The sequence below is a fragment of the Anabaena sp. 90 genome (genome assembly GCF_000312705.1).
Lineage (GTDB): Bacteria > Cyanobacteriota > Cyanobacteriia > Cyanobacteriales > Nostocaceae > Dolichospermum > Dolichospermum lemmermannii.
In genome coordinates, this window is sequence record NC_019427.1 from 4,010,487 (window position 1) to 4,035,468 (window position 24,982).

28 protein-coding genes and 1 tRNA gene are annotated in these 24,982 nt (G+C 37.4%); 17 read left to right on the plus strand and 12 right to left on the minus strand.

The window, feature by feature from the left end; translation table 11 throughout:
- Window positions 1-12: 12 nt before the first annotated feature.
- The 3 genes from ANA_RS17455 to ANA_RS17465 all read left to right on the plus strand — a co-directional run bounded on the left by ANA_RS17455 (window position 13) and on the right by ANA_RS17465 (window position 1,227).
- Window positions 13-351 carry a ferrous iron transport protein A gene (locus ANA_RS17455; RefSeq protein ID WP_015081337.1) on the plus strand — a complete coding sequence of 113 codons (339 nt, stop codon included), beginning with the start codon at window positions 13-15 and terminating at the stop codon, window positions 349-351.
- Window positions 352-667: 316 nt separating this feature from the next.
- The gene (locus ANA_RS17460) at window positions 668-898 is read left to right on the plus strand and encodes a DUF433 domain-containing protein (RefSeq protein WP_015081338.1); all 231 of its coding nucleotides are present in this window, start codon (window positions 668-670) and stop codon (window positions 896-898) included.
- 2 nt (window positions 899-900) lie between these two features.
- The gene (locus ANA_RS17465; RefSeq protein WP_256380187.1) at window positions 901-1,227 is read left to right on the plus strand and encodes a DUF5615 family PIN-like protein; all 327 of its coding nucleotides are present in this window, start codon (window positions 901-903) and stop codon (window positions 1,225-1,227) included.
- A 134-nt stretch (window positions 1,228-1,361) separates the two neighbouring features.
- Here ANA_RS17465 and ANA_RS17470 read toward each other — a convergent pair whose 3' ends face one another.
- Window positions 1,362-1,685 carry a hypothetical protein gene (locus ANA_RS17470; protein ID WP_015081340.1) on the minus strand — a complete coding sequence of 108 codons (324 nt, stop codon included), beginning with the start codon at window positions 1,683-1,685 and terminating at the stop codon, window positions 1,362-1,364.
- A 92-nt stretch (window positions 1,686-1,777) separates the two neighbouring features.
- The gene (locus tag ANA_RS17475; protein ID WP_015081341.1) at window positions 1,778-2,023 is read right to left on the minus strand and encodes a hypothetical protein; all 246 of its coding nucleotides are present in this window, start codon (window positions 2,021-2,023) and stop codon (window positions 1,778-1,780) included.
- A gap of 182 nt (window positions 2,024-2,205) precedes the next feature.
- On the opposite strand from ANA_RS17475, the gene ANA_RS17480 reads away from it, so the two are divergent.
- The 3 genes from ANA_RS17480 (at window position 2,206) to ANA_RS17490 (ending at window position 5,712) form a co-directional block, all read left to right on the plus strand.
- Complete coding sequence (locus tag ANA_RS17480; RefSeq protein WP_015081342.1) at window positions 2,206-2,715, plus strand: hypothetical protein; 510 nt, start codon at window positions 2,206-2,208, stop codon at window positions 2,713-2,715.
- A gap of 217 nt (window positions 2,716-2,932) precedes the next feature.
- Window positions 2,933-5,122, plus strand: coding sequence for a lytic transglycosylase domain-containing protein (locus ANA_RS17485; RefSeq protein WP_015081343.1), 2,190 nt, complete (start codon window positions 2,933-2,935; stop codon window positions 5,120-5,122).
- A gap of 5 nt (window positions 5,123-5,127) precedes the next feature.
- Window positions 5,128-5,712, plus strand: coding sequence for a Uma2 family endonuclease (locus ANA_RS17490; RefSeq protein WP_015081344.1), 585 nt, complete (start codon window positions 5,128-5,130; stop codon window positions 5,710-5,712).
- A 155-nt stretch (window positions 5,713-5,867) separates the two neighbouring features.
- On the opposite strand, the gene ANA_RS17495 is transcribed toward ANA_RS17490, so the two are convergent.
- The 4 genes from ANA_RS17495 to ANA_RS17510 all read right to left on the minus strand — a co-directional run bounded on the left by ANA_RS17495 (window position 5,868) and on the right by ANA_RS17510 (window position 9,847).
- Complete coding sequence (locus ANA_RS17495) at window positions 5,868-6,647, minus strand: ion transporter (protein ID WP_015081345.1); 780 nt, start codon at window positions 6,645-6,647, stop codon at window positions 5,868-5,870.
- Between the two features lie 67 nt (window positions 6,648-6,714).
- Window positions 6,715-7,209, minus strand: a complete 495-nt coding sequence (locus tag ANA_RS17500; RefSeq protein WP_015081346.1) for a hypothetical protein — start codon at window positions 7,207-7,209, stop codon at window positions 6,715-6,717.
- A gap of 139 nt (window positions 7,210-7,348) precedes the next feature.
- Entirely contained in the window at window positions 7,349-9,454 is a 2,106-nt protein-coding gene (locus tag ANA_RS17505) for a pentapeptide repeat-containing protein (protein ID WP_015081347.1), read from the minus strand.
- 60 nt (window positions 9,455-9,514) lie between these two features.
- Window positions 9,515-9,847, minus strand: coding sequence for a hypothetical protein (locus ANA_RS17510; RefSeq protein ID WP_015081348.1), 333 nt, complete (start codon window positions 9,845-9,847; stop codon window positions 9,515-9,517).
- A 954-nt stretch (window positions 9,848-10,801) separates the two neighbouring features.
- Between ANA_RS17510 and ANA_RS17515 the strand changes: the two genes are divergently transcribed.
- A complete protein-coding gene (locus tag ANA_RS17515) occupies window positions 10,802-12,349 on the plus strand; it encodes a protein kinase domain-containing protein (protein ID WP_015081350.1) in 1,548 nt (515 codons plus the stop codon).
- A 16-nt stretch (window positions 12,350-12,365) separates the two neighbouring features.
- Here ANA_RS17515 and ANA_RS17520 read toward each other — a convergent pair.
- From ANA_RS17520 to yidD, 4 genes are all read right to left on the minus strand, one after another.
- Window positions 12,366-12,450: transfer RNA gene (locus ANA_RS17520), tRNA-Ser, on the minus strand.
- A 251-nt stretch (window positions 12,451-12,701) separates the two neighbouring features.
- The gene (locus ANA_RS17525) at window positions 12,702-13,397 is read right to left on the minus strand and encodes a M15 family metallopeptidase (RefSeq protein WP_015081351.1); all 696 of its coding nucleotides are present in this window, start codon (window positions 13,395-13,397) and stop codon (window positions 12,702-12,704) included.
- Between the two features lie 26 nt (window positions 13,398-13,423).
- Window positions 13,424-13,954 (minus strand): retropepsin-like aspartic protease family protein, encoded by a 531-nt coding sequence (locus tag ANA_RS17530; RefSeq protein ID WP_015081352.1) that lies wholly within the window; start codon window positions 13,952-13,954, stop codon window positions 13,424-13,426.
- 247 nt (window positions 13,955-14,201) lie between these two features.
- Window positions 14,202-14,447 carry a membrane protein insertion efficiency factor YidD gene (yidD, locus tag ANA_RS17535; protein ID WP_015081353.1) on the minus strand — a complete coding sequence of 82 codons (246 nt, stop codon included), beginning with the start codon at window positions 14,445-14,447 and terminating at the stop codon, window positions 14,202-14,204.
- Between the two features lie 51 nt (window positions 14,448-14,498).
- Here yidD and ANA_RS17540 point away from each other — a divergent pair, with 51 nt between their 5' ends.
- The 5 genes from ANA_RS17540 to ANA_RS17560 all read left to right on the plus strand — a co-directional run bounded on the left by ANA_RS17540 (window position 14,499) and on the right by ANA_RS17560 (window position 20,754).
- Complete coding sequence (locus ANA_RS17540) at window positions 14,499-15,206, plus strand: diacylglycerol/polyprenol kinase family protein (RefSeq protein ID WP_015081354.1); 708 nt, start codon at window positions 14,499-14,501, stop codon at window positions 15,204-15,206.
- Between the two features lie 334 nt (window positions 15,207-15,540).
- Window positions 15,541-15,912 carry a CTB family bacteriocin gene (locus tag ANA_RS17545; RefSeq protein WP_015081355.1) on the plus strand — a complete coding sequence of 124 codons (372 nt, stop codon included), beginning with the start codon at window positions 15,541-15,543 and terminating at the stop codon, window positions 15,910-15,912.
- Between the two features lie 505 nt (window positions 15,913-16,417).
- On the plus strand, window positions 16,418-17,926 hold the full coding sequence (locus tag ANA_RS17550; RefSeq protein WP_015081356.1) for an HlyD family efflux transporter periplasmic adaptor subunit: 1,509 nt from the start codon (window positions 16,418-16,420) through the stop codon (window positions 17,924-17,926).
- A 123-nt stretch (window positions 17,927-18,049) separates the two neighbouring features.
- Entirely contained in the window at window positions 18,050-20,218 is a 2,169-nt protein-coding gene (locus ANA_RS17555) for a peptidase domain-containing ABC transporter (protein ID WP_015081357.1), read from the plus strand.
- A 248-nt stretch (window positions 20,219-20,466) separates the two neighbouring features.
- Window positions 20,467-20,754: a hypothetical protein gene (locus tag ANA_RS17560; protein WP_015081358.1), complete on the plus strand. Its 288-nt coding sequence runs from the start codon at window positions 20,467-20,469 to the stop codon at window positions 20,752-20,754.
- A 408-nt stretch (window positions 20,755-21,162) separates the two neighbouring features.
- On the opposite strand, the gene ANA_RS26705 is transcribed toward ANA_RS17560, so the two are convergent.
- A complete protein-coding gene (locus ANA_RS26705) occupies window positions 21,163-21,330 on the minus strand; it encodes a hypothetical protein (RefSeq protein WP_158310552.1) in 168 nt (55 codons plus the stop codon).
- A gap of 386 nt (window positions 21,331-21,716) precedes the next feature.
- Between ANA_RS26705 and ANA_RS17565 the strand changes: the two genes are divergently transcribed.
- The 5 genes from ANA_RS17565 (at window position 21,717) to ANA_RS26715 (ending at window position 23,939) form a co-directional block, all read left to right on the plus strand.
- Window positions 21,717-21,980, plus strand: a complete 264-nt coding sequence (locus ANA_RS17565) for a hypothetical protein (RefSeq protein ID WP_015081359.1) — start codon at window positions 21,717-21,719, stop codon at window positions 21,978-21,980.
- A 337-nt stretch (window positions 21,981-22,317) separates the two neighbouring features.
- Complete coding sequence (locus tag ANA_RS17570; protein ID WP_041458128.1) at window positions 22,318-22,503, plus strand: hypothetical protein; 186 nt, start codon at window positions 22,318-22,320, stop codon at window positions 22,501-22,503.
- Window positions 22,504-22,809: 306 nt separating this feature from the next.
- Entirely contained in the window at window positions 22,810-23,019 is a 210-nt protein-coding gene (locus ANA_RS17575; RefSeq protein WP_015081361.1) for a hypothetical protein, read from the plus strand.
- A gap of 361 nt (window positions 23,020-23,380) precedes the next feature.
- Window positions 23,381-23,539, plus strand: a complete 159-nt coding sequence (locus ANA_RS26710; RefSeq protein WP_015081362.1) for a hypothetical protein — start codon at window positions 23,381-23,383, stop codon at window positions 23,537-23,539.
- Window positions 23,540-23,765: 226 nt separating this feature from the next.
- A complete protein-coding gene (locus ANA_RS26715; protein ID WP_015081363.1) occupies window positions 23,766-23,939 on the plus strand; it encodes a hypothetical protein in 174 nt (57 codons plus the stop codon).
- 141 nt (window positions 23,940-24,080) lie between these two features.
- On the opposite strand, the gene ANA_RS17580 is transcribed toward ANA_RS26715, so the two are convergent.
- Window positions 24,081-24,977, minus strand: coding sequence for an alpha/beta fold hydrolase (locus tag ANA_RS17580; RefSeq protein ID WP_015081364.1), 897 nt, complete (start codon window positions 24,975-24,977; stop codon window positions 24,081-24,083).
- Window positions 24,978-24,982: the final 5 nt, after the last annotated feature.

Genomic DNA, 24,982 nt, shown 5'->3' on the forward strand with positions numbered 1-24,982 from the left:
AGGGGTTTAGCAATGCTAAACCCTTTCATTTTCAACAATGATGGAGGATGTTTATCATCTTTCATCATTTCAATTTTCACCGTTTATTTTTATAATCCAATGTTTACCCCTTTTACTATTATGGGCTGTTCTTTAGAATTGATGAAAGCAGGCGATTGTGGGATAGTTACTATTTGTCAAAGTCAAGATGAGATAATTAGGAAAAAGCTGATATTAATGGGAATTAAAACAGGGAATACCATTACTGTAGAACAGCAATTTCCGACTTTTGTAATTAAATCTGGTGGTTTATCTATGACTATAGATCGGGAAATAGCACGGGCTATTTATGTGCGAGTGATTGAGGGGTGAAAGGATTGATTATTAACTTTTGTTTAAATTGTGATTTTTAGCACCAAAACTCTGTATAGTATTTAATGCAGAATTTAAATTTATAGACTTAAACCTAAGAGGGTGTTTGAAAAGTTATGGTTGATGTATCAAATATTTTTTACCCCACCCTAACCCTCCCCTTGTAAAGGGGAGGGAACTGGATTTTTATTGTTTCCCCCCAAAGCATAGGGGAAAGGGGGGTAGCAATGTGATGAAAATTACGGAATACCACTTTTCAAACATCCTCTAAAGCAAAAGATGTTAAAATACTATAAAGTTAGAGAGATTAAATAATATGAGCTATCAAGATATTATTACCATTGAGCCAGATAAGCGGGGTGGGAAACCTTGTATTCGCCGGATGAGAATCACAGTTTATGATGTTTTAGGTTGGTTAGCATCTGGTATGTCTTATGCAGAGATATTAGAGGATTTTCCCGAATTAACAGAAGACGATATTAGAGCTTGTCTAGAATTTGCTGCTGACCGTGAACATCGTTTAGTTGCTACGGTAGGTGCTGCTTGAAATTGCTTTTTTACCAAAATTTGAGTCGTAAATTAATAACTCGATTAGCAGATATTTTTTCTGATTCTAGTCATGTTCAGCTTCATGATTTAGCAGAAAAAACTGATACTGAAATTTGGGAATTTGCTAAGATAAATGATTTTTGTATAGTTACTCAAGATGTAGATTTTGCAGAGAGAAGCCGTTTGTATGGTTCTCCACCTAAAGTTATATGGTTACGCTGTGGAAATGCACCAACACAAGTAGTTGAATCTCTACTGCGTTCTGGGGTGGAAGCAATTCAAAAATTGCTTGATAATCCCAATCTGGATTGTTTAGAATTGTACTAATTTATTCTATAACTAGCTTAATTTAAAAAAATGTCATCTGGGGTGAGTTGTGGTTCGGTAATGCACCAGTAAGTACAAAAAAGGTGCCTTATGCTATTGATAACACACCCTACAAGGCTATCGCCTAACCGAAATTATTTTTGAAGACACACCCAAGAAAAAGGATCACGCTCGTTTTTGGTGTGTGACTTAGCACCCTGGTTGTATTGAAATCGGCAAACATTATCCATTGAGATAGTTACCAAATCTTCTCTTATACGGCAGCGCCATCCCCAGGCTGTTTCTTCAGCCCTTGCTGATTCTGATCCAGGACCAAACCTATCTTGGCAGTATTTATCAATATCAACGCCACCGAGAACAGTAGCACCATCAATAGTCTCTGCTTGTGCTGTCATCGGAAATAAAACGGAATTAATTGCCAAGACATTTACAAATACTATAATTTTAGAGATTTTCATTTTTGTTGCTCTAAGTCAATTTCACCGTTTTTACTTCTAAACTCTGTTTATGCTGTAATTGCGGCATAACCCACGCCACAATTACTAGCTATTTACAGCATTCCTTTTCCTCTGAGATAACTTAGGGCAACAGCAACAATTTCATTTTCACCAAAGCGACTGCCATGACGTGAATCCGAAGAGTGAAAGCTAACAACATTTCCACTACTGTCAAAACTGCCCATAAAGTGAGGATAATCATCATTTGCAGGGTATTTGCCAGCATCTCGAATCATAACCTTACCTTTATTCGTCACTTTTGCCTCTAGTCCATTACCAACTAATTCCCATCCGCTCATAACTTTACTCCTTGGTTTATTTCCGAAGACTTGTATTATCTCTAACGAAGCTACACCACTTACCTAAACCTGAAAAGCGGAAAAAAGCGGATTGCAAAAAAAAATTACAAACAGACGGAAAAAGTCTGAAATATACGGATAAAGTCTGCTATCATTACTTGTGTCGCGTTACATTTTTAACTATGCAGGTTCACGAACTACTACAACTTGTGGATGAGGCTGTCTATCTCAATACAGGCAAACGTCTCAATGACTTGCAACGTGGAGTTATTGAGGGAACACTAAAGTATCAAAAGTATGCTGATATTGCCGAAAATTGTGGCTGTAGCGCGGGTCATGCAAAGGATGTAGGTTACGAACTTTTAAAAATGTTATCTGATATTTTTGATGAACCAGTTGATAAAAGTAATCTTAAATCAGTTCTAGAACGACAGGGAAATGTGAATATTTCTTTGGGTGATAATAGTAATAATTTATTTGTAAATGGCTGTGTAAATATTAGTTCTAAACAACCTAAAACTAAACCAGATAAAAGTCATGCTGGTAATTCTAAACTAAAGCAAAAAGATCAGAATAAAACTCAGATAGAAAAAATTGATAAATTACGGTATTTTGGCTTAAATGATGAGCAAATTGCAGAGGTATTAGAGTTACCTTTAGAGGTAATTAAACAAGTGGAATCAGATAATTGACCAATAGTAGTGTACATAAAATATTAACGCCATAATAACTGCTTGCCATTTCGACCCATTGCCACAAACTCGAAGAGAGATTATATTTATCCAAATAGGCGGAAAGTCCTGCATCATAGCCGTAAAAATTGGTCAGGGATGTTACCCTAATGATAAAGTTGCCAGAAGATTAATCGCCAACTTTCCCCGTGAGACACTAGGCAATCAGTGAGTATCAATGTTCAAAAAACTACAGAAAACACAAATTTATCTACTTGCGGGCGCTGGACTATGTGCCTTTTTAGCCGGGGCAATGGTGTCAGCCCCCCAAGTTGGCAAAACCGTGAGTCAATGGTTGAACTTGAGTCAGGGTAAGCCGGAAAAACTATCTGAGGCTACCAAAGTTAAGTCAGTTGTATTTTCTCTATTGTCTCAATCTGTACCAGAAAGATTAACAAAACTCACGGAAATTGCTCAAACAGGTAGTTCCCCAGATCGAGAACGCGCCCGTTATTTGCTCTCTTGTGATTACGTAGAAACTTCTCAAGGGAAAAAAGCCCTGAGTTTATTGACAGGACTGGAAAAAGATTATCCTGTATTAGCACCTTATATTTTACTTAAACAAGCCCAGGCTCATGATATTTTGGGCGAAGATAAGCAAGCTTCCGATTTGCGCCGCAGGGTGTTAAAGGAATATGGTAAAGAAGCAGCCGCAGTTAAAGCTATATATGCGATCGCTCAACCAAAATTGTCTGATCAAGCGATCGCTCAATTTCCCTCCCATCCCCTCACTTGGGAAATTATCCGCAAACGCTTAAAAGATAATCCTAATCAGCCTAAGTTACAATTAATCTTAGCTAAATACGCCGCTGACGAACCAGGAATTGTGGGTGTATTAAATCAGTTAATAAAACAGCCACAACTCAAACCCGCAGATTGGGAACTGATTGGTTCAGTCTATTGGGATAACAATGAATTTACCAAAGCTAAAAATGCTTATATTCAAGCACCAAAAACCGCTACCAACCTCTACCGCATCGCCAGAGGATTACAATTAAATAAAGAACAAGATCAAGCCATTGCAGTTTATAAACAACTACTACAAAAGTTTCCCACAGCCAAAGAAACAGCTATAGCCCTATTAAGATTGTCCGACATAGCTAAGGGTAAAGACTCTATTACCTATCTCGACCAAGTAATTAGTCAATTTCCTGACCAAGCACCTCAAGCATTAATTAAAAAAGGGACTTTGCTGGATAGTCTCAAAGATAATCAATCAGCTAACACAACATGGAAATTATTACTAGGTAAATATAGTAGCAGTGATGAAGCCGCTGAATTTCGCTGGAAAATTGCCCAAACTAAAGCTAAAAACAACGACTATCTAGGTGCGTGGCAATGGGCGCAACCAATTACTATTAATAACAAAACTAGTATTTTAGCCCCTAGAGCCGGATTTTGGGTAGGTAAATGGGCAACGACACTAGGCAAGCAACAGGAAGCTATTACTGCTTATAAGTCTGTAATTAGTGAATTTCCTTACTCTTATTATGCCTGGCGTTCTGCGAGTATTTTGGGTTTAAATGTGGGAGATTTTAACAATCTGCGCGTGATGAATCCGGCAATTATCCCCCCGCAACGTCCTGTTCCACCAGCGGGTTCTGAGACTTTTCATGAATTGTATTTGCTGGGGCAAGATCGTGATGCCTGGTTGCAATGGGAAACAGAATTTAAAAATAAAAATCAGCCTAGCGTCGCGGAACAATTTACCGAAGGGTTGATGAAATTAACTAAAGGTGAATATCTCATTGGTATTGACAAAATTGCTAAATTAGAAGACCGAGAAACACCCGCTGAAAAAGCCGAATATGCAGCTTTAAGTCAACAAGCTATTTATTGGCAAGCCCGTTATCCCTTTCCTTATTTTAAAGAAATTGAAAAATGGTCTACTTCCCGGCAACTTAATCCCCTGTTAGTTACGGCTTTAATGCGGCAAGAATCTCGCTTTCAGGCGAAAGTTAAATCCCCCGTTGGTGCAACTGGTTTAATGCAAATTATGCCCAGTACAGGGGCATGGATAGCCCCACAAATCGGTTTAGATTTTAAAAAAATCAATCTAGAAAATCCCAGCGATAACATTATGTTGGGGACTTGGTATTTAGATTATACCCATCAACAGTACGGCAATAATTCCATGTTAGCGATCGCTAGTTATAATGCCGGACCTGGTAACGTTGCCAAATGGTTGCAAACCATCCCTAAACAAGATCCAGATGAGTTTGTGGAAGGAATTCCTTTTGATGAAACTAAAAATTATGTTCGGCAAGTTTTTGGTAATTATTGGAATTATCTGCGACTTTATAACCCAGAAGTTTCTGCTACAGTCAGTAAATACTCGGAAGCACACCCCAAATTACCACCCAATTGATATCTATGATTGCAACTCCCAGCTATAACTATCTTTCCCCCGTCGAATATCTCCAAGGGGAAGAAACCAGCCCTATTAAGCATGAATACAGAGACGGAGAAGTGTACGCAATGGCAGGGGCTAGTAATACTCATGTCATTATTACACTCAATATTGCTTCTCTGCTGAGAAATCATCTGCGTGGCCGTGGCTGTCAAGCTTACATTGCCGATACCAAGGCACATATTGAATCAATTAATACCTATTACTATCCTGATGTCATAGTCAGTTGCGACCAAAAAGATAAAGCCTTTAATAACTTTTTGCGTTATCCCTGTTTAATTATCGAAGTTTTATCTCCCACAACAGAAGCCTTTGATAGAGGTGATAAATTTGCTGACTATCGAAATTTAGAATCACTTCAGGAATATGTGTTGATAAGTCAAACGCGGGTAAATGTCGAAATTTTCCGGCGTAATTCCGAGGGACAGTGGGGATTTTACAGTTATGGACAAGGGGAAAATGTGCATTTAGCAAGTGTAGATTTTCACTGTCCGATAGAAGATGTCTATGAAGATGTGAATTTTGAATCTCCTACTGGAGAAAATTGACCTAACTCCTGACTCCTGCTGTTAAATTTCAACTTTCAGAGGGAACAGAAAAAACTCATGTTTAAAAACATGAGATGGAAATAATGACACTGTTTTTTTTGGGCTACCCATCTTTTAAAAAGAATACTTTCTATTCCCTATTCTCTAGCACCTATTTAAGGATCAATTATCAATTGTTTACCACACCTTTTACAAAATCTAGCATCTGTATCATGAAACGCTAAACCGCACCCTTGACAAACAGTTTCCACCTGATTTGCAGTTTTTACCAATCGTCTAATTAAGTCGCCAATTTGCCACGGAATCAGAGCCACTCCTGTTAAAATCATCAATACTGTTAGTAACCGACCTAATTCAGAAATGGGAATCACATCACCAAATCCCACCGTTGTCATTGTGACAACAGAGAAATAAAAGGCATCTAAAAAAGTATCAAAATTCTGAGGATTAACTGGATGTTCAACTTGATAAATGAAGCCAGAAAAAATAAAAACTATAGCAAATAAAGTAAATAATATTCTGGCAAAAATTACACTATCTTCATTACTAATACTACCAAATAAAAATTTTTTATCAATAAATCTCAGTAAACGGAGAATTCTCACCCAGCGGAATAACCGAATAAAACTAATATCTACCAATCCGATAAAAGATGGCAAAATTGAGATTAAATCAATAATTGCATAAAAACTCAGAATATATTTAATTCTATTTTTTGTACTCCATAAGCGGAGTAAATATTCCCCAGCAAAAATCATTAATATGCAATCATCTAATCCTCTTAACTGCCAGCGAGCTTCTTGAGAGAGATCATAGGTTTCCGCGACAAAAATTCCCGAAGATACTAAAACCAATAAAGCAATAGTTACACTAATTACCTTACCTACAGGAGTTTCTATATCTGTTAAGTAAAACTCTAATTTTTCTCGGTTCATCTCGGTTCAGCACCATCTTTTCAAGAACTCAAAAATTAAAAAATTCTTACCAATGACAAATGACGAATTAAAACCTTAACCCAACTCCACCTTGTAAAGATAAAGCTGTACCACCAGTATTCCGGTAGGCATCAAAAGCAATAATAGCATTACCAAAAATCACAGTATTACTATTAGGAATAACATAATCAATGCCTGGTTGCAAAGCAAAGCTAATTTTATTACCTACAGGAGAAGCTGTATCACCACTAGTTAAGACTAAACCAGCACCTAAATAAACATCAGTTTGCCAGTTGAGAGGGAGGTCATAGGAAACAGTCGGGACTATGGCTGTGTCTTTACCAATTAACGTTTGAGCGCGGAAAGAAATGGGTGTTTCTAGTAACTTGTAACGAAAAGCCAGGACTCCACCCAATTGCGTACCATCTGTCAATCCCACAGTTGGACCAATACCAACATAGCTACCATAAGCTACCTGAGCTTGTACTGGTTGAGAGTTTACAGCTAAACTCAAAACGGTTCCCATTCCCATTACCCCAAGCCAACACTGAAAATGCTTCATTACCCTACTCCTGACACAATCTGTATTTAATATAACTTAGCAATACCTTCGCTAAATTGAAAAAAGCCTTGATTCGTAGGTTGGGTTGAAGCATGAAACCCAACGCATTTGTTGGGTTGCGCCTCATCCCCTCATGCCATTATGGACAACGAGAATGTAGTCCACCTTGAGTACAAATAAATGCCAATTGTTGAGGATCTAAATTTTTAGCTTTAGTAAAATCTACTCCTTTGATTGAGGCATTTTGAGAGCCAATATCAGGTGTTTCCACAAACTGATCTGCGGGATTTTGTTTACCGACAAAGAGGATTGTACCTTGAAAATTTGCTCCGTCCACATTTGCTTTTCGTAAATCAGCCCGACTTAAATCAGCATTTTGCAAATTGGCGTTTTCTAAGTTAGCGGAACGCAAACTAACACCAGTCAGCCGAGTAGCAGTTAAGTTAGCATCGCTGAGATTAGCATAATCTAAATAGGCTTCAGATAAATCTGCACCTTGCCAATCAGTTTTGGTTAAATTTGCATAAGCTAATTGTGTCCCAATAGCAGAAACACGCACTAAACGAGCAGCATATAAATTTGCTTCTGTTAAATTAGCATTGCTTAAATCTGCATTTATCAAGCTGGCATTTTCTAAAATCGCATTTCGTAAATCTGTACCTACTAACTGGGTACTACTGAGATTAGCAGCAAATAAGCGGGTGTAGGATAAGTTGGCTTTGTTGAGATTAGCCCGACTTAAATCACTCCGACTCATGGAAACACGGCTCAAGTTAGTATTACTTAAATTAGCTGCCTTTAACTGGACGTTGTTTAAATCTGCAATCACATCATCGTAAGTATCCCAACGTCCATCTTCACCGACGCTGCGAAAACGGCTACCTTGGAAATTAGCTTGGTTAAGATTTGCCGATTTCAAGACAATTCCTGATAAATCAATGTTGTTTAATACCAGGTTAAATAAGGACTTTCCCCCAGATGCTTGAGAACCTAATTCAGCTTTACTCAAGTCAATATTGTTAATTTTGCCACTATAGACAGCCAGAATTTTATTAATTACCTGCTGAGTCAGAATTAACTGGTTTTGTCTAATGTCCGAATTAGGACTTTTACCCATAGATGCTAGTTCTTCCACGAGAAACTGATTCATCCGGTTTAATTCCGGGATAGCTTTAAAACCAGTATTAGTTAAAGCTTGTTGAATAGTATCCAGGGTTTTGGGGTCTGTTTCCTTGACTAATAAGTCAATTAATAATTTGATGGATTGTTTATCATCTATAGTCCCCAAGGCTAACACTGCTCTTTGTCGATCTTCATTAGTAACACCGCTGCTGGGATTTAGTGCTTTGATGAGTTCGATAAACTTTTGACTATTAGTTTGTTCGCTTCTCCGTTGGCTTTCTTGGGTTTGGATATAGATTTGTGTACCGACTAAAGTTGATAGTACAGCAATCATACTAGTCAGCCCTACCAAAAACAGACTGAGATAAGAATTATTTTTGGGGACTGGAGTGGAACTAGATTTTTGAGTTGCAGCACTATCTACATCAGCTTCGTTTATTGTTGACTGCTCCCCAGGATGACTAACCGTGCTGGTTGCATCTATTGTGTATGTTCCTGCTATTTGATCATGGAAAGAGCGGCGATGCTTTTGGACAGGCCAGCCCTTAGACTCTGCTAGGATCATTAACATCGTTAAAGATGTAAACAGAGCTAAGTTGGGGAAAATAAAGCTGTAACGCCAGAGTAGATAAGCGGCAGAAACTGGTACTGTCCAACGCCCTAATCCTTCTCTAACTATGATTGCACCTAAGCCTGGGGCTGTTCCGGCTTCGTTTACTACTCGCACTCTAAACCACCGTTTGGGAATGGTGCTGCCAGTTTTAGCTAATAAATATAATTGCCAAGCACCGAAGCTGGTGGGTAATAATAGGGCTAATGTCCATAAGATATTAGTCGGCCAAGCGACGTTGCGAATACCGTAACTGACAGGTAATGCGAGGGGTCTAGCGATCGCTTTTTCTGTGACTACGAGAACAGGGTTAAGAGGAACTCGCTGGATCTCACTCCGAGAATTTACATACACGCCCAAAGCATAAGGAACTAAACCACTGACAATAAAGAGGGTGATTTCCACCGTCCAAGCCACAAAACGCCTGGTTGATAATGGTGTAATTTTAGCTTTTTTCGGTTCTTTGGAGCGGCTAGACTGACTACTACTTTTGCCGATCATTGGATTAGCCATTGAATAATTACCTGTGATTTTTTTTACGCCACTATTGGCATGATTAAAATAGGCTATTGCTTATTTTGCCTTTCTATTAGCAATAAAAAATTTGTATCCAAGATACACTAACACTGCCAACATCGCTAGACTCATAACAGAAGCAACTAGAGCAAATACTGTTTGCACCATCCAAACAGTTAACAACATGACAATACCTGTGACTGCCAGCTTTTTAATTGTTGATAAACTATTAAACCAATTTCTGGATCTTTGTAAATACAAGTTCCATTGAGAAAACCCTGTCAGAGGTGTCTGTGCTTCTGGTTGCGGAGGATTAACACTAGCAGATTTAATTTCTGCTGCTAGATTTTGGAGACGACGCTGCAAATCTTCTTCTGGTTGAGAGTTCATAAATTTTTATTGATCATGATCAATGAATTTAACATCGGATTCTGTTTTAGCTAAAAAAAAGAAATATTCAGAAATTATGACTGGTACTCAGGGAAGATGGTAATAGGGCATTGATTTTAGAGGGAAAGTTAGGCAGATTTTTCTGATTTTGGGAAGTTAATTCCGGATATTTTACCGTTGAGTCGAGAACTTTTCTCGCCAAAACAAGCTCTTTAAATATCACCCCACTCCCAACCTCCACCTCGAAGAGCAAGGAGGGGGCTATGATGTAGTTTATTCAAGTGCATACCGCCATATCGCACAATATTTCATCAGAATCAAAAACCGTTGTCATAAGACCTCGCGGTAAGTGGGAAACGAGCGCGTCTTTAGACCTGAGAGGGAAACGGCACGAGGGATTTTAATCCCTGTGGTATGTTAGAATTAAATTGTGAGTAAGAACAAAAAACATCTACGTGTTGAAGCATCCTAGTACGGAGAAATTCCGGCTCATAAGAAACAACGGTTAGGTTTAAGTCCTAACGGCAGTATTGACTTGAAAGAGCGAGTAATGGCAGGTTGTGGAGCGTACCGCGTCTTGGCTTAGTGATGGATTCTAAAAACACTGAAAACCATAAAAGTAAGCGCAATTTCGACGCCTTGATTGGCAGTTGTTTTGAGCGTTTAGGCGGCGTTTGACGGTCGCAGCGAGATTAGATTGAGCTAAACTCTTAATTTAATTCTGTCAGTAGAATCTCAGTGGCTTGGCTCCCTGAGAGTGTCAAAATAGGTCAGGAGTGTGGATTAAATAAAGTGTAAAAGATAGGGTGTGTAAAGCTATGCGACCATGGCTACGCTAAAGCAAAGCCTAATGCACCATTTCCGATCAAATCAGAATTGCAGGTTATTAAATTTGCGTTCCTAAGAGTGCTATAACCCAGTTAATTATCTGCTCATTTAAGACTGAAAAACCCTATGTTAGCAGGCACAATTTTGCAGAATGGAAAATATACCATCCTCCAGGAAATAGGGCGGGGCGGATTTGGTGTTACCTTTAAAGCTATGCACCACTATTTAGGTCAAGAAGTGGTGATGAAAACTATCAATGAGAGGTTGCGACAACATCCCGATTTCCCTAAGTTCCAGCGCCAATTTCAAGATGAAGCTAAAAGATTAGCCGCTTGTGTTCATCCTCATATTGTCCGGGTAAGTGACTTTTTTGAGGAAGATAGTTTACCTTATATGGTGATGGAATACATTCGCGGAGACACCTTATGTGCAGCATTTGTTTTACCAGGAATACCCCTACCGGAAGCTACAGCCATTCATTATATCCGTCAAATAGGCGCGGCATTGCAGGTGGTACATAATAATGGTTTATTGCACCGAGATATTAAACCAGATAATATTATTTTGCGTCAAGGAACGCAGGAAGTAGTGCTAATTGATTTTGGCATTGCTAGAGAATTTAATAACGGAGCAAAACAGACACATACAGGTTTAGTCAGTGAAGGTTATGCACCCATTGAACAGTATCTAACCCAAGCACAACGAACAGCAGCTACAGATGTTTATGGTTTAGCAGCGACTTTATATGCACTGTTAACTGCACAAGTTCCTATACCTGCATTACTGCGAGATCGGGAAAAAATGCCCTCTCCCCGTGAATTACAACCTCATTTGAGTGGGGCTGTTAATCAAGCAGTTAGCCGAGGAATGGCTGTAGAACCTCAGTTTCGTCCGACAACAGTAGCAGAATGGCTGCAACTACTACCGGGAAATGGGCTAAATGTGACATCATCAACTTTAGCGACTCAAGCAGTACAGACTATTAATTTATCGGATTTAAAATCCAAAAATTTCCTCAAAAAAGCTACTCCCCGTCCTATTGCTACACCACCAAAAGTCGCAAATACAGGCAAAAAAGCAGGTGTATCGAAGGGAATTGTGAGCATTAGTATTGCCTTAATTGCCGCTACGGCAGGTTTTAGTATGACGCGGATATTATCAAAACCTAATTTACAATCATCACCTAAACCAGTTATTAAACAATCTACTTCCGAATCTATTCCACCCAAACCTGTCGTGGAAATATCACCATCATCTCCAAATCAAAAAATTCAAAATTCCTCTTTTAATGAATCTGTACCACTGAGAGTCAGGAGAAAACGCAAAAATACTCCTGTTTCCCCAGAACCAACCCCTACTAATAATAGTAGTGATGAAGAAAAAGCCCCTGAGAATAACAACTCTCAGCCCACTCCAACCCCGAATACTACAATTAATAAATCAACACCGGTTGTGACTTCTTCACCATCCTTAATGGATACCCTGCGTGACGCTAAAGAATCCCAGAAAGCTTCTCCACCTCCAGAAAATACTGCACCGGAATCTAATCCCGTAGTCACCCCACCCCAGGAATCTCAACCAGAAAATTCTTCGGCTGTAGTAGTTCCAACTGTAGAAATAAACCAAAATCAAGTGCCGGAAAGTCCGCAGCAAAAGGAAGAAAAACCGCAATAATCATTATTTGCATCAACGGAGAGGGGGGGATTCGAACCCCCGTTGAGTTTCCCCAAAACGCATTTCGAGTGCGTCACCATCAACCACTCGGACACCTCTCCAACATCAACTGTGAAATAAAAACTTCACTAGTAGTTTGTCAAGATAAAAATGATGGACTGTAGTGTGAGCGTCTCGCTCACGCGGGCAAGATACCCGCACTACCAAAAACTCGTCAAAATAAATTTGACAGACTACTAGCATCACCAATAATTATAACACAACCTGTTGAAAATATCAAACTTTGCGTCTTTGCTCCTTTGTACCTACCCTGCGGGATCTCTCTTAGAGATTGCGCGAAACATAAATTCATTTAACTTAATCGTCCATAACGGGCTGTCATCACAGTTTCGGGATGAGATTGATTATATAACCAAGCCCACATTTGATCACCAAAAGAAAAATGCCACCATTCTCTAGGATTGCGTTGAAATCCAGCTTTTAACATTACATCCCGTAATAATTGCCGGTTAGCATTATAGCCTTGATGACTATGAATATAATATTCTGGATGCGATCGCTCGGACATCTCATCAATGGGTGAACCCATATCCACAATTGCCCCAACATCATTGACTAGAGTAATATCCACCGCAGCCCCCGTACTGTGGGGAGGAGGGGTGTTCATATCTAAACTGGGTACAGCCCAAATTTCATAAACCGCCTTCCATACATCTTCCCGTTGCTGGGGTGATAATTCCTTTTCTGTCAAACCCCGTTCTCGCAACGCTTCCCCAAAGCTGTAATCTACCATAAATTGCTGGACAGCCACAGGCCGATAAGCATCGAATATCTGAATAGACCAATGGGGATGTAGTAATTGTAAATGATTTTGCGCCTGAATTAAATTTTCAACAACACTTTGACGCAAGTAATAAGGTGAATTTCCGCCATAATTAGCACCTAACTTTTGATAAGGGTGAGGAGATGCCACCGCAAACAATTCTAGAGGAATCTTAACTAAAGGTTCACCACATTCAATAATGGGGATTTGGTAATAAGGTCGCATTTTAATTGCTAATTTTTAACTCTTTTTTAACGCTGGTGCAATTCTATGTATTTATCAAAAATCTTGATATCATATTTATCAAAAAAGGCTTGACCCAGTAAACCAATTTGAGCTTTAGGCGCAACAGCAACTTTAGGATTATTCACAACCAAACCACCAACACTTACTGATGAAATTGTCCCCGTTTGCAGTTCTATTATACTACCATCGGCAATACTAGCTTTGATTTTTTCTCCAGCCTTGAGTTTGAGGACATTTGCCATTTGTTGAGTGATCAAAATACCACTTGCACCAGTATCAAAAACCATCTCAAAAATCTGATTACCATTAAATCTAACATCTATAATCGGAGTCTTCGCCGCCCGACGTTTAATTGGTATCCGCAAAACAGTTTCTATGGGTTGTTGGACTTTGCACATTTCCCCTAAACTGATCTTTTTCCCAGAGGATGTCACAATGAAACAAAGACCTGGATCATTAGCTTTAGCAACAGATGGCATCGTGACAAAGATTAAGCCCAGTATAATACCAATCCATGTACTGTTAAAAGGCTGCATTTTTTTAGTTATTTTAAATGACTATAAAGTATTATACAACTAAGTAGGTAGACATTAAAAATTATTGTTATGACAAGGGAACAGAGAACTTACAGCGATTTCCAATCATATAAGGTACATCTTAGCCCCCCTCATCGCTTGCGGGGAGGGGTTGGGTTTCGCTATCGCTCAACCCAACCTACATTTCCTTAACTTGTATATCTTCAACAAAGTATCCGTGTAATCCAGTAATCCCTTAAATCCGTGTTCACTCTTCATGTTCACAACAAGATTTTTCTTTCAGATCTGGAACAGGATCATAACCTCCTGGATGAAAAGGATGACAGCGTAAAATCCGCATAATAGCCATCCAGCTACCGCGAAATACCCCAAACTGTTCAATAGCTTGAATCGCATACAGAGAACAAGTAGGTTGAAAGCGACAAGTTGGGGGAAACAGGGGAGAAATAAAGAAGCGATAACCCTTAATTAGCCAAATCAATAATATTTTCATGTCCAAAGCTCATAAAGTAGAATTAAAGTTAAAAATACCTCTATTCCCTCATTGTTTAACACATTCCTCAGCTTAGAAAACCTTTCCCCATTGTCGCTGCAAATTGCCCCCGCTGCGGCTTGGGTAGGATTAATTATCTGCATTGCTTGGGTAGTTAGTCGTTTTACTGATAGTGAACCGGAAATCATTCGTAAAATCGTGCATATTGGCACAGGTAACGTAATTTTAATTGCTTGGTGGTTAGATATTCCCTCTTTTGTGGGAATTACTGCGGCAATTTTTGCGGGTATTATCACCTTGTTATCTTATCAATTCCCTATCCTTCCTGGTATTAATAGTGTCGGTCGTCAAAGTTTGGGAACATTTTTCTACGCTGTGAGTATAGGTGTTTTAGTGGGTATTTTTTGGTATTTACACCAACCCCAATATGCTGTTTTAGGAATTATGACTATGGCTTGGGGAGATGGATTAGCTGCTTTAATTGGGAAACGGTTTGGTAAACATAAATATGTGGTTTTTGGTTCTCAAAAAAGCTGGGAAGGTTCTTTAACAGTGACTTTAATTAGTTATTTTATTTGTGTAACTCTTTTACTGGTTACTCAAGGTAATATTTGGCAAACTTGGATGGTTTCCTTAATTGTCGCCGTAATCGCCACGATTTTAGAAGCCTTTTCTTTTTTGGGCATAGATAATTTAACAGTTCCTATCGGTAGTGCTACCTGTGCTTATCTGTTAAATCAGTTACTCTCTCATTACTGAATAATTCCTGATCTAGCAAAATGATTTTTCTGAAATTAGAGATATCTAAAAACATAGATATTTAATTTTATGTTGAGTAGAAATCCGAATAAATTCATATATTCAGAGTTTTCTGTAAAAACAACAAATATACATTGTGCAGATTTTATGTGAGCTAGGATTAATCTTTTAATAATACTATTCTAGTAATTAAAAACTATTTTGTCTCTACTTTTAGAGGTAAATTTGCAAACTTTATTTTCTACCCGTAGGTTTATGAATTCTTAGGCAACAATGCTTATAGTTGAGTTGTTAGGTGATGGAACACCTAATTACGTAAGTGAGGCTAATAATTGTGTTAAATCAAATCAACGCATCCGATTTGCTTGTTGCTTTATCTGATCAACAACAAGAAATAGTGACTGGTGGGGCTGACTTTGAACTAGCTGCTAGTAACTATGCTAACAAGGGATCGCTCTTAATGGGAACAAGCGTCTCCGGTCCTCAAGGTAGCAGTGCTACTTCCGCAGGTAAGGCTAATACCATTCTAACTGCGGGACAAGATTTCTTAGGTTTAGGTGCAGACCTTCCTGCTGGTGTAGGGGCTTTAGGTCCAGCCGTATTACCAGGCGACGGCGGTGGCCGCGGTGCTGTACCTGCAATTGCCACCCCACTACCCCTACCTCCAGTTGCAAACGCAACTGGAACCGAAGCGATTCTTGCGTAAGTATGGGCTAGTAAGCCTATAAGTTTCCTTCCAAGCAGGACTCAACTAGTACCGCAGAGTGGAATTGAAAATAAACAACTGAAAATCAAAAAAGCAAATTACACCAGCTTTTTAAAGATTTTTAATGGTTAGTTATTTTCGCCGCTCTGCACTGCTAGTCAACAACTTTTTTAAACAACAAAGGGGGTTAGAGGAGATGAGAATAACTTGCTCAACGTAAGTGAGGACTTTGAGAAAGTTTGATTCTTCTCCCCCATTTTCTTCACGCTTAATCCGCGTCGAAGATTTGAGAAAGATAATTCCCACAACTAGGGCATAACCATCTCTACCCCCTCCACTAAATTATAACCGATGATCAAATTAATTTCCACAATGTGAATAGAGAAATTTAATTGTTTTTATTGCTGTCAATTTATTACCTAAGATAGTTACTTTTCGGCTGCATGATAGTAGTAATTTCTATCTTAGGTGAGACTATTTTAGTCCTAATCAAAGGTGTAATCCCGTGAACTCCTTACAGAGTCAAAATAACAATTCTCCCTATAATTTAAATAACTCGACTACAGAGGATTTGCATATACTAGAAGCTAATGAGTTTCTCCCCCATATCGGTAAATGGATTCATATCGGTGGGGGGGTGATGATTAGTATGTTTGTAGTGGCTGTGAGTCTTAGTTCTGTCCTCTATTACAACATCACAGTTAAAGTTCCTGCAACTATCCGACCATTGGGAGAATTACGGTTAGTTGAATCTGGCATGACAGGAACTGTGAAAAGAATTGTCGTTAAAGAAGATCAGCTAGTAAATAAGGGAGAAATAATTGCTTATATTGATGACTCCCAACTGCAATCTCAAAAAAGACAACTGCAAAATACTATCCAGCAAAGTCAATTACAACTTATTCAAATTGATGCTCAAATTAATCAGGTCAATACTCAAATAATTTCTCAAACCAACTTAAATGAGCGGACAATTATAGCTGTACAAGCTGAATTGGCTGGAACTAAGCGCAACTATAACGATCAGCAAATTAAAGCTGGTGCGGAAATGACACAAGCTAAAATAGCGATAAATTTAGCAAATGAGCAACTAGCAAGATTACAAAAAGAAAGGGTGTTAATAGCCACTGTCCAAGAAGCAGAAGCAGCATTAAAACTGGCTACTTTACAGCGCGATCGCTTACAGAGTATAGTTACATCAGGAGCAATATCTCGCAATTTAGTTGAAGAAAAAGAACAAGCTGTTAAATCGGCTCAAGCCAAATTGGAACAAGCTAAATCTAGCACTAAAAATCTCCAAGAAGAAAAAGAACAAGCTGTTAAATTAGCCCAAATAAACTTACAAAAAGCCAAAATTGCCGTTAATCCCAGTAATGCAAATGTGACAATTGCCTTAGAAAAAATTAGGCAGGAAAAAGCCAGAGGTGAAAGCAATTTAGCCGCTTTAAAAAAAGAACGAGAAACATTAATTCAGCAACGGTTAGAATTACAAAAACAACAGATTCGCACTCATCAAGAATTACAACAGTTAGACAATGAGTTAAATAAAAGTGTGATTCGTTCCCCAGCTAATGGCACACTCATGCAGCTCAAACTTCGCAATCCTGGACAGGTTGTCCAACTCAGTGAAGCTCTTGCTCAAATTGCTCCTGTGGATGCTCCTTTAATCATTAAAGCTCAAGTTTCTGCTAAAGATATTGACAAAGTAAAACCTGGTCAAATAGTACAAATGCAGGTTTCAGCTTGTCCCTATCCAGACTATGGAACTCTCAAGGGAACTGTAAAAACAATTGGAGCAGATGTTCTAGCAATTCCCCAAAATAATTCCATTATTAGCACAACCCAGGTAGCTACTTATCAAATAAATATTGAACCACAAAATCTATTTTTAGCAAAAGGAAATCATGTATGTGATCTCAAATCTGGTATGGAAGGACGCGCGGACATTATTTCTCGTCAAGAAACTATCATGCAATTTATTCTCAGAAAAAGTAAATTAATCACCAATTTATAAATAAGGATTGAGGTTTGGTTAAGTAATAGCACAACCCGACAAAAACAGCACAATAGAACAAAGACTTGCATAAAGTTGGGTTTCCTATCGTCAACTCAACCTACTAAACTTTTTTGGATAATTATGTTCAATATCTTTAAAAATCATCAAAATTATCAGTGTACTTTACAGTTAAGTGAAGAAGACTGTGGGGCAGCTTGTTTAGTTTCTATTACCAAGCACTATGGACGCTTTTTAAGCATGATTAAAAGCCGAGAAGCTGTGGGGACTGGACAATTAGGAACAACATTATTAGGTTTAAAACGAGGTTCAGAAAATCTCGGTTTCAATGCTAGAGCGGTCAAAGCTTCTCCAGAAATCATAGACAGAATTACAGAAATTACATTACCTGCAATTATCCATTGGCAAGGCTATCATTGGGTAGTTTTATATGGTAAAAAAGGCAAAAAATACGTTATTGCCGATCCGGCTGTGGGACTTCGTTATCTGACCAAAGAAGAATTAACCAATGCTTGGAATGGCGTAATGCTCTTATTAGAGCCAGATCCAGACCGCTTTTTTGAACAACCCCAAGAACAATCAAAAGGTGGTATCACGCGGTTTTTTTACCGGATTTTACCATTTCGTGGTTTGTTAACTCAGGTTTTAATGATTAATATTGTCCTGGGTTTACTAGCTTTAGGAACTCCTGTTTTAATTCAATTATTGACAGATGATGTTCTCGTGCGTGGAGATGTGCAATTACTCACTGTTGTAGTTTCCGCAGTCGTAGTTATGAGTTTATTTAGTGGAGGTTTACAAGTATTTCAAGCCTTAATGATTTCTCATTTTGGGCAAAGATTACAATTGGGTTTAGTCTTGGAATTTGGTCGTAAACTGCTGCAATTACCTTTAAATTATTATGAATCTCGTCGCAGTGGGGAAATTACTAGCCGACTCCGAGATATTGGCGAAATTAACCAATTAGTATCCCAGATTGTGATTGTTTTACCCAGCCAATTTTTTATTGCTGTGATTTCTTTTTGCTTAATGTTATTTTATAGCTGGCAATTAACAATAGCAGTTTTATTAATTGCTGCTTTTATGACTTTATCAACCTTACCTTTCTTACCAATTCTTCAGCAAAAAACCCGCAGTCTCTTAGTTTTAGGAGCAGAAAATCAAGGTGTTTTAGTCGAAACATTTAAGGGCGCACAGGTAATTAAAACTACAAATGCTGCTCCTCAATTTTGGGATGAATTTCAAAGTCGGTTTGGTCGTCTAGCAAATCTGGCTTTTAGTACGGTTCAAATAGCAATTATCAACGGGACTATTGCTAAAATTATATCTACAATTGGTGGTGTTATCTTGTTAGGATTGGGGAGTATGTTAGTAATTAAAGGCAATTTAAGCATTGGACAAATGTTAGCTTTTAATACTTTGCAAGTCAATGTTTTAGCTTTAATCAACTCATTAGTTGGCTTTGTTGATGAATATTTTCGTTCCCAAACAGCAGTTTCTCGATTATTAGAAGTTATTGATGCGACACCGGAAGTGGTGGGAGGAAGTCAAAAGCCAACTGCACAAATTTCTAGTGTGGCAGATATTAATTGCTCTCATCTTCAATTTCATCACGCAGGTAGAATTGACTTGTTAGATGATTTTTCTCTTCAGCTTCCTGGAGGAAAAACTATTGCTTTAATTGGTAAATCTGGCTGTGGTAAAAGCACTTTAGCTAAATTATTAGCTGGTTTATATGTCCCAGATTCTGGTAATATTCGCATCGGCTTTTTTAATATTCAAGATATTGCTTTAGATTGTTACCGACAGCAAGTAGTTTATGTTCCCCAAGAACCTCATTTTTGGAGTCGGACAATTTTGGAAAACTTCCGTTTGGGTACACCTAATATTTCTTTTGAAGACATAGTTGAAGCTTGTGATATTGCTGATGCAGATGGTTTTATCAGTCAATTACCGAATAAATATCAAACCGTATTAGGGGAGTTTGGTGCAAATCTTTCTGGGGGACAAAGACAAAGATTAGCGATCGCTCGCGGAATTCTCACAAATCCACCTATACTTATTTTAGATGAAGCTACCGCCGGACTAGACCCCATGAGTGAAGCTCATGTTCTAGATCGTCTTTTGGAACATCGTACAGGTAAAACCACAATTTTAATTACCCATCGTCCTAGCGTCATTCATCGTGCTAATTGGATTGTTCTCATCGAAAAAGGTCAAGTACAAATTCAAGGGACTCCGCAGACATTCCTCTCAAAACCCGGAGAGCATTTACAGTTTTTAACTGTATAAATCAATATTGTCAAAGTTTTTATTTTCCTATTCCTTAGAGGATGTTTGAAAAGTGGTATTCCGTAATTTTCATCACATTGCTACCCCCCTTAGTCCCCCCTATGCTTTGGGGGGAAACAATAAAAATCCAGTTCCCTCCCCTTGTAAAGGGGAGGGTTAGGGTGGGGTAAAAAATATTTGATACATCAACCATAACTTTTCAAACACCCTCTTAGCCAAACTTAATTACTGATGTAAGGAGTAATAATATGCTGAAAAATACTCAATTATTTAGATATCTTTCCGATACAGAACAAGAATCTGTAGTTGGTGGGCAAATATTTCCCATGTTAGGTTTATTCAGTGAAGGTAAATTATTCTTCCAAAAAACCGATTTAGAAACTGAAGGAAAAAGTGATTTAAAACTTGCTTCAGGTGACTCTACCTCACAAACTAGCAAATATAAATTATCCCAAATTACTATGGCACTTTCTTTTACTTTTGGGTTAATAACTATTAGTTCTGGTGCTGATAAGTTAAGTAATTTATTTTCATAAAATAGCCAGATTTAAATTTAAATATTTTCTTGTAGGGACAGCTTTATTTTCTGCTCTACATTTTTTTATCTGAGTTAATAAATAACTTTTTTAAAATAAAATAAAGTATATAATTGTCTATTTTGAATTAAATAAATAAATAAATAAAATAAACAAACATAAATTAAAAGAGAGGAATTTATCTAAATATATATAACCTAAGAGCAATTCAAACTCTCAAAACCTGATAACTACAGGATCATTTATTTACGATAATAAATAGTTATAAAATAAGCATGAGTGATCATTAATTTTTAAATTGGTATTTTTGTTTATTTTTAATGATTAAAAAAGTCCAACTCCGCAGTGGGAATTAGACTATAAGTTGATTAACAAGGAACTGAAAACTCGATGAAAATCTATGGTTCATTAAGGTAGGCCAGTAACTCTTACATTGATAGTAGCTGGATAAGTTCTACCACCATAGCGAAACCTACCATTAGTCGTTATTGTTCCTACTTTACCTCCAGATATAAGTTGTTGTTCCTCTGTAGATAAATCAAAAAGTAAATCAGATTGAATCGTATTAACTGACATCACTCTACCTCATTTTTAACACTGATTTAATTAGCATTAGCTGGTTTACCAGCTAACAATTCAAATATAACTATCATGTATGAGAAAATCATGCTTCTAAAGTTAGAGAATATATCTATTTTGCATTGTCATTATAAATATATAATATTAACACTTAATACAGGAATAATATTCACAAAAAACGCGTTTTTTTATGGAATTGACTATAATTTATTTCAGCCTAAAGTATGAGATAGTAATTCATACTTTTAGTTCTTTGATTTCTAACTTCAGGAGAAGTTAATTCTCTCACAATAGATTTATAAATAGAAGATAGGATTGCACACAGATAATACTTTCGTTTATTTAAGTGTGTAAAGTCTAACTATTTATTGAGGCTAACAATCATGTCAAATCAAGTCATTCAATCTGATTTAATTGTTGATTTATCTACAGAAGAACAGGAGATTTTAGCAGGAGGAAACTCTCAGCTATGCCCTGAAAAAGGCGGCAGTAGTCGAAATAAAGGCGGTAAAGATGGTGGGTTTTCCCCATCGGAAAAAAACGAAGATGACAAACCAAATAACGAAAATGATGGGGATGGATCGAAGTATAACTTTTTAATCAACCGTCCTATCTTTTATCGCCCCACTTATAATGTCAAACTCTAATTATTTATCTCTTGTTGCTGATTCCAGAATCCAGAAATAATTTTGAATTCTTAACAAGCGTAGAGTTCAAAAAACCGTCAAAATTATAGTCTAATTTTGCACCTGTTAAGGTATATCAATACCATAGGTGCATTTTATTTATGAATAAACATTATTTATAACAACGAGATTCTATCCTTATATGTATTTAAAAATTAATAGTCCAAAAGAAATAAAAATATCTTCTTTAAGATTCGCTTTATTTATAGCTAAGGGAGAATTAAAATTCTAGAAAACATAGTTATAAATAAAGCAATAGGTTTGCAAAACCTATGTTAAATAAATGAGGCTAATAATCATGTCTACTCAAATGACCACATCTAATTTACTTGTCGAATTATCCACCGAAGAACAGGAATTTTTATCTGGAGGAAGGAAAAGATGTTACAAGAAATGCTATTGGGTTTGTCCGAAATCTGACGATAGAGATAGAGATGGAGATGGAGGTCGTGGTGATAATGAAAATATGAGTGAGGAAGAATGATACAGCTAATCTCATCAACTCGGCAATTATTAAGTAGAGTTTAATAAATATATAGCTCCCTCAAAAATAATCAATTTTTGAGGGAGTTTCTTGTAACAGAGAAATATTAAATATTTATTTATAAATACTATGATAATTTTGATGTATTTATACTTTCAATCATTAAAAATTAATATATAAATCAAAAGATAGAAATTATGATTATTAATTTCCAACTAGGGAATCATTAAAAATATTCAGATAAAGCTTATAAAAGGATTAGGACTGAATCATATCGATCCTATTAAATAACGGAGGCTAATAATCATGTTTAATCAGAATACCAAATTTGAATTATTTGTAGAACTATCCGCAGAAGAACAACAACTTTTATCTGGGGGATGTTACCAATCACCTCCTCCTTCTTGTAAACCTAAAAAACAAAAATGTGGTTGTGACTCCCAAAAATATGATCAATATCCAGCTTCTGAAAGGGATGAGAGCTATCCTGAATCGAACTCTATGCCAAATTGTTAATACTCTTTTTTAGTGGGTAAAGTCTATAGACTGAGCTATTCTTAATAGTCTTAGTTTTCTAACCTTGTAGTTATAGGGTGAGGAGAAATTTTCAGATAACTTGCTTGATATCAAATATCAACAGTATCTTCTGCCAAAATTCGGGCGTAACTTTCTCCTCTCACCTTTTTTTACATGGCACTTTAGAATTGCCATAGCCTATCTATAGTTAGAAAATAAACTTATTTATGTGAACCAAAAGATATAAATTATAAACTGATATTTATAACTATAGAATCATTAAATTAGTGATAAATATCTTTATAAAAGAAGCATGGTTGTCCGAAGCCTAATAAAAAATTAATTGAGGTTAACAATTATTATGTCAAAGCAAAATATTCTATCTCAAAAGATTCCATCTGATTTAGTTGTAGAACTATCCATAGAAGAACAGCAACTTCTATCTGGTAGTGGTGGTCATAGACCTCGTAACTGGAGTCGGGGCTGGGTCTGGGGACGGAGACCCCGCCGTCACTGGTAATAAGTTAGCCTAATTTATTTAGATTTTAATACTCATATAGCTCATTCAAAAATAATCAGTTTTTGAGTGAGTTTTTTTAACAGACAAAAATTAAATATATATACGTCAAACAATGGAAATTCTAATTATTAGTTTATAACTATAGAATGATTACATTGATTGAAAATACCTTTATAAAATAAGCATGGGTGGATAGCACTCAATCAAACAATTGAGGTAAACAGTCATGCCAGGTCAAATTATCTCATCTAAGTTGTTGACAGAATTATCAGCAGAGGAACAGGAAGTTTTAGCTGGCGGATATCGCTGGTGTCGTCGTCCTTACAGACCCTACTACGGCTATGGCCGCCCCTATTATGGTTCTGGTGACGGCAGGGGCAGCCCCTACTATCGCTGCTAAACGAATGAAATCCCATTGTAAGATCAGCTAGTACAGTACAGCGTAAGTAAGATAACCATTAAAAGTCCCTAAAAAGCTTATACAATCTGCTTTTTAATTTTTAATTGTTAATTTTTAATTCCGCCCTGCGGTACTAGTTGCTTATTCTTGAAGGTTGGGGATAGATTGATATTGATCAATAATCCAATCCAGTAAAATAGGATTAACTAAATCAGGAGCTTCATCTTGAGGACAATGTCCCACACCTTCTAAAGGAATAAACTTTTGAACTTGGGGAAAATTGGCTAACTCTTGGCCTAAATCAATAGGTTCCCAAGGGTCAGCCGTTCCCCATAAAATAATTACTGGACAGGATAATCTAGGTAATAAGTCTTCCGGTAAAGGACCACTAGAATAAGCAGTGAACGCCAAAAATACAGCAGCAGCCCCAGGATCTTTTGCTGGTATCATCAAAATGTCAACTAACTCATCTGTCACCGTTTCCCCGTTAGCATAAGCCTGTAAAAGAATCTTTTTAACTGTTTGTGGTTGAGCTAGGCGATTGAAAAAGAAATCACCTATTGGTTTAATCGCCAAGAAATTTTGGAGAATTGGCGTACCAAATCGCTTTAGCCAAGGTAAATTTACGCGTTTACGATCATGTAATAACCGCAAAGAACAGTTAAGCAAAGCAGTTCCCAAAGCCATATCCGGGTTAATTACCGCCGCTTGCATAGCCACAATACAACCAATAGAATTACCTACTAAAAATGCAGGTTCACCCACCACTTCCCGACAAAAATCTGCTACTTGTTGTCCCCAAGTTTCTAGGGTATAACTAATTTTTTCCCCTGGTATGGGTTTAGCTGAACCACCAAAGCCAATTAAATCAATCGCATAAACTCGGCAATTTGCCGCTAAGGCTGGAATGTTTTTGCGCCAATGTAACCATGACGCACCAAAACCATGAATCAAGATCACAGCAGGTCCAGTAGTACCTTGAGTTTGGTAACAAATAGAGAAATCTTGCCAAGTCCAGGTTTTTGGAGAAGTTTTCATGGTAA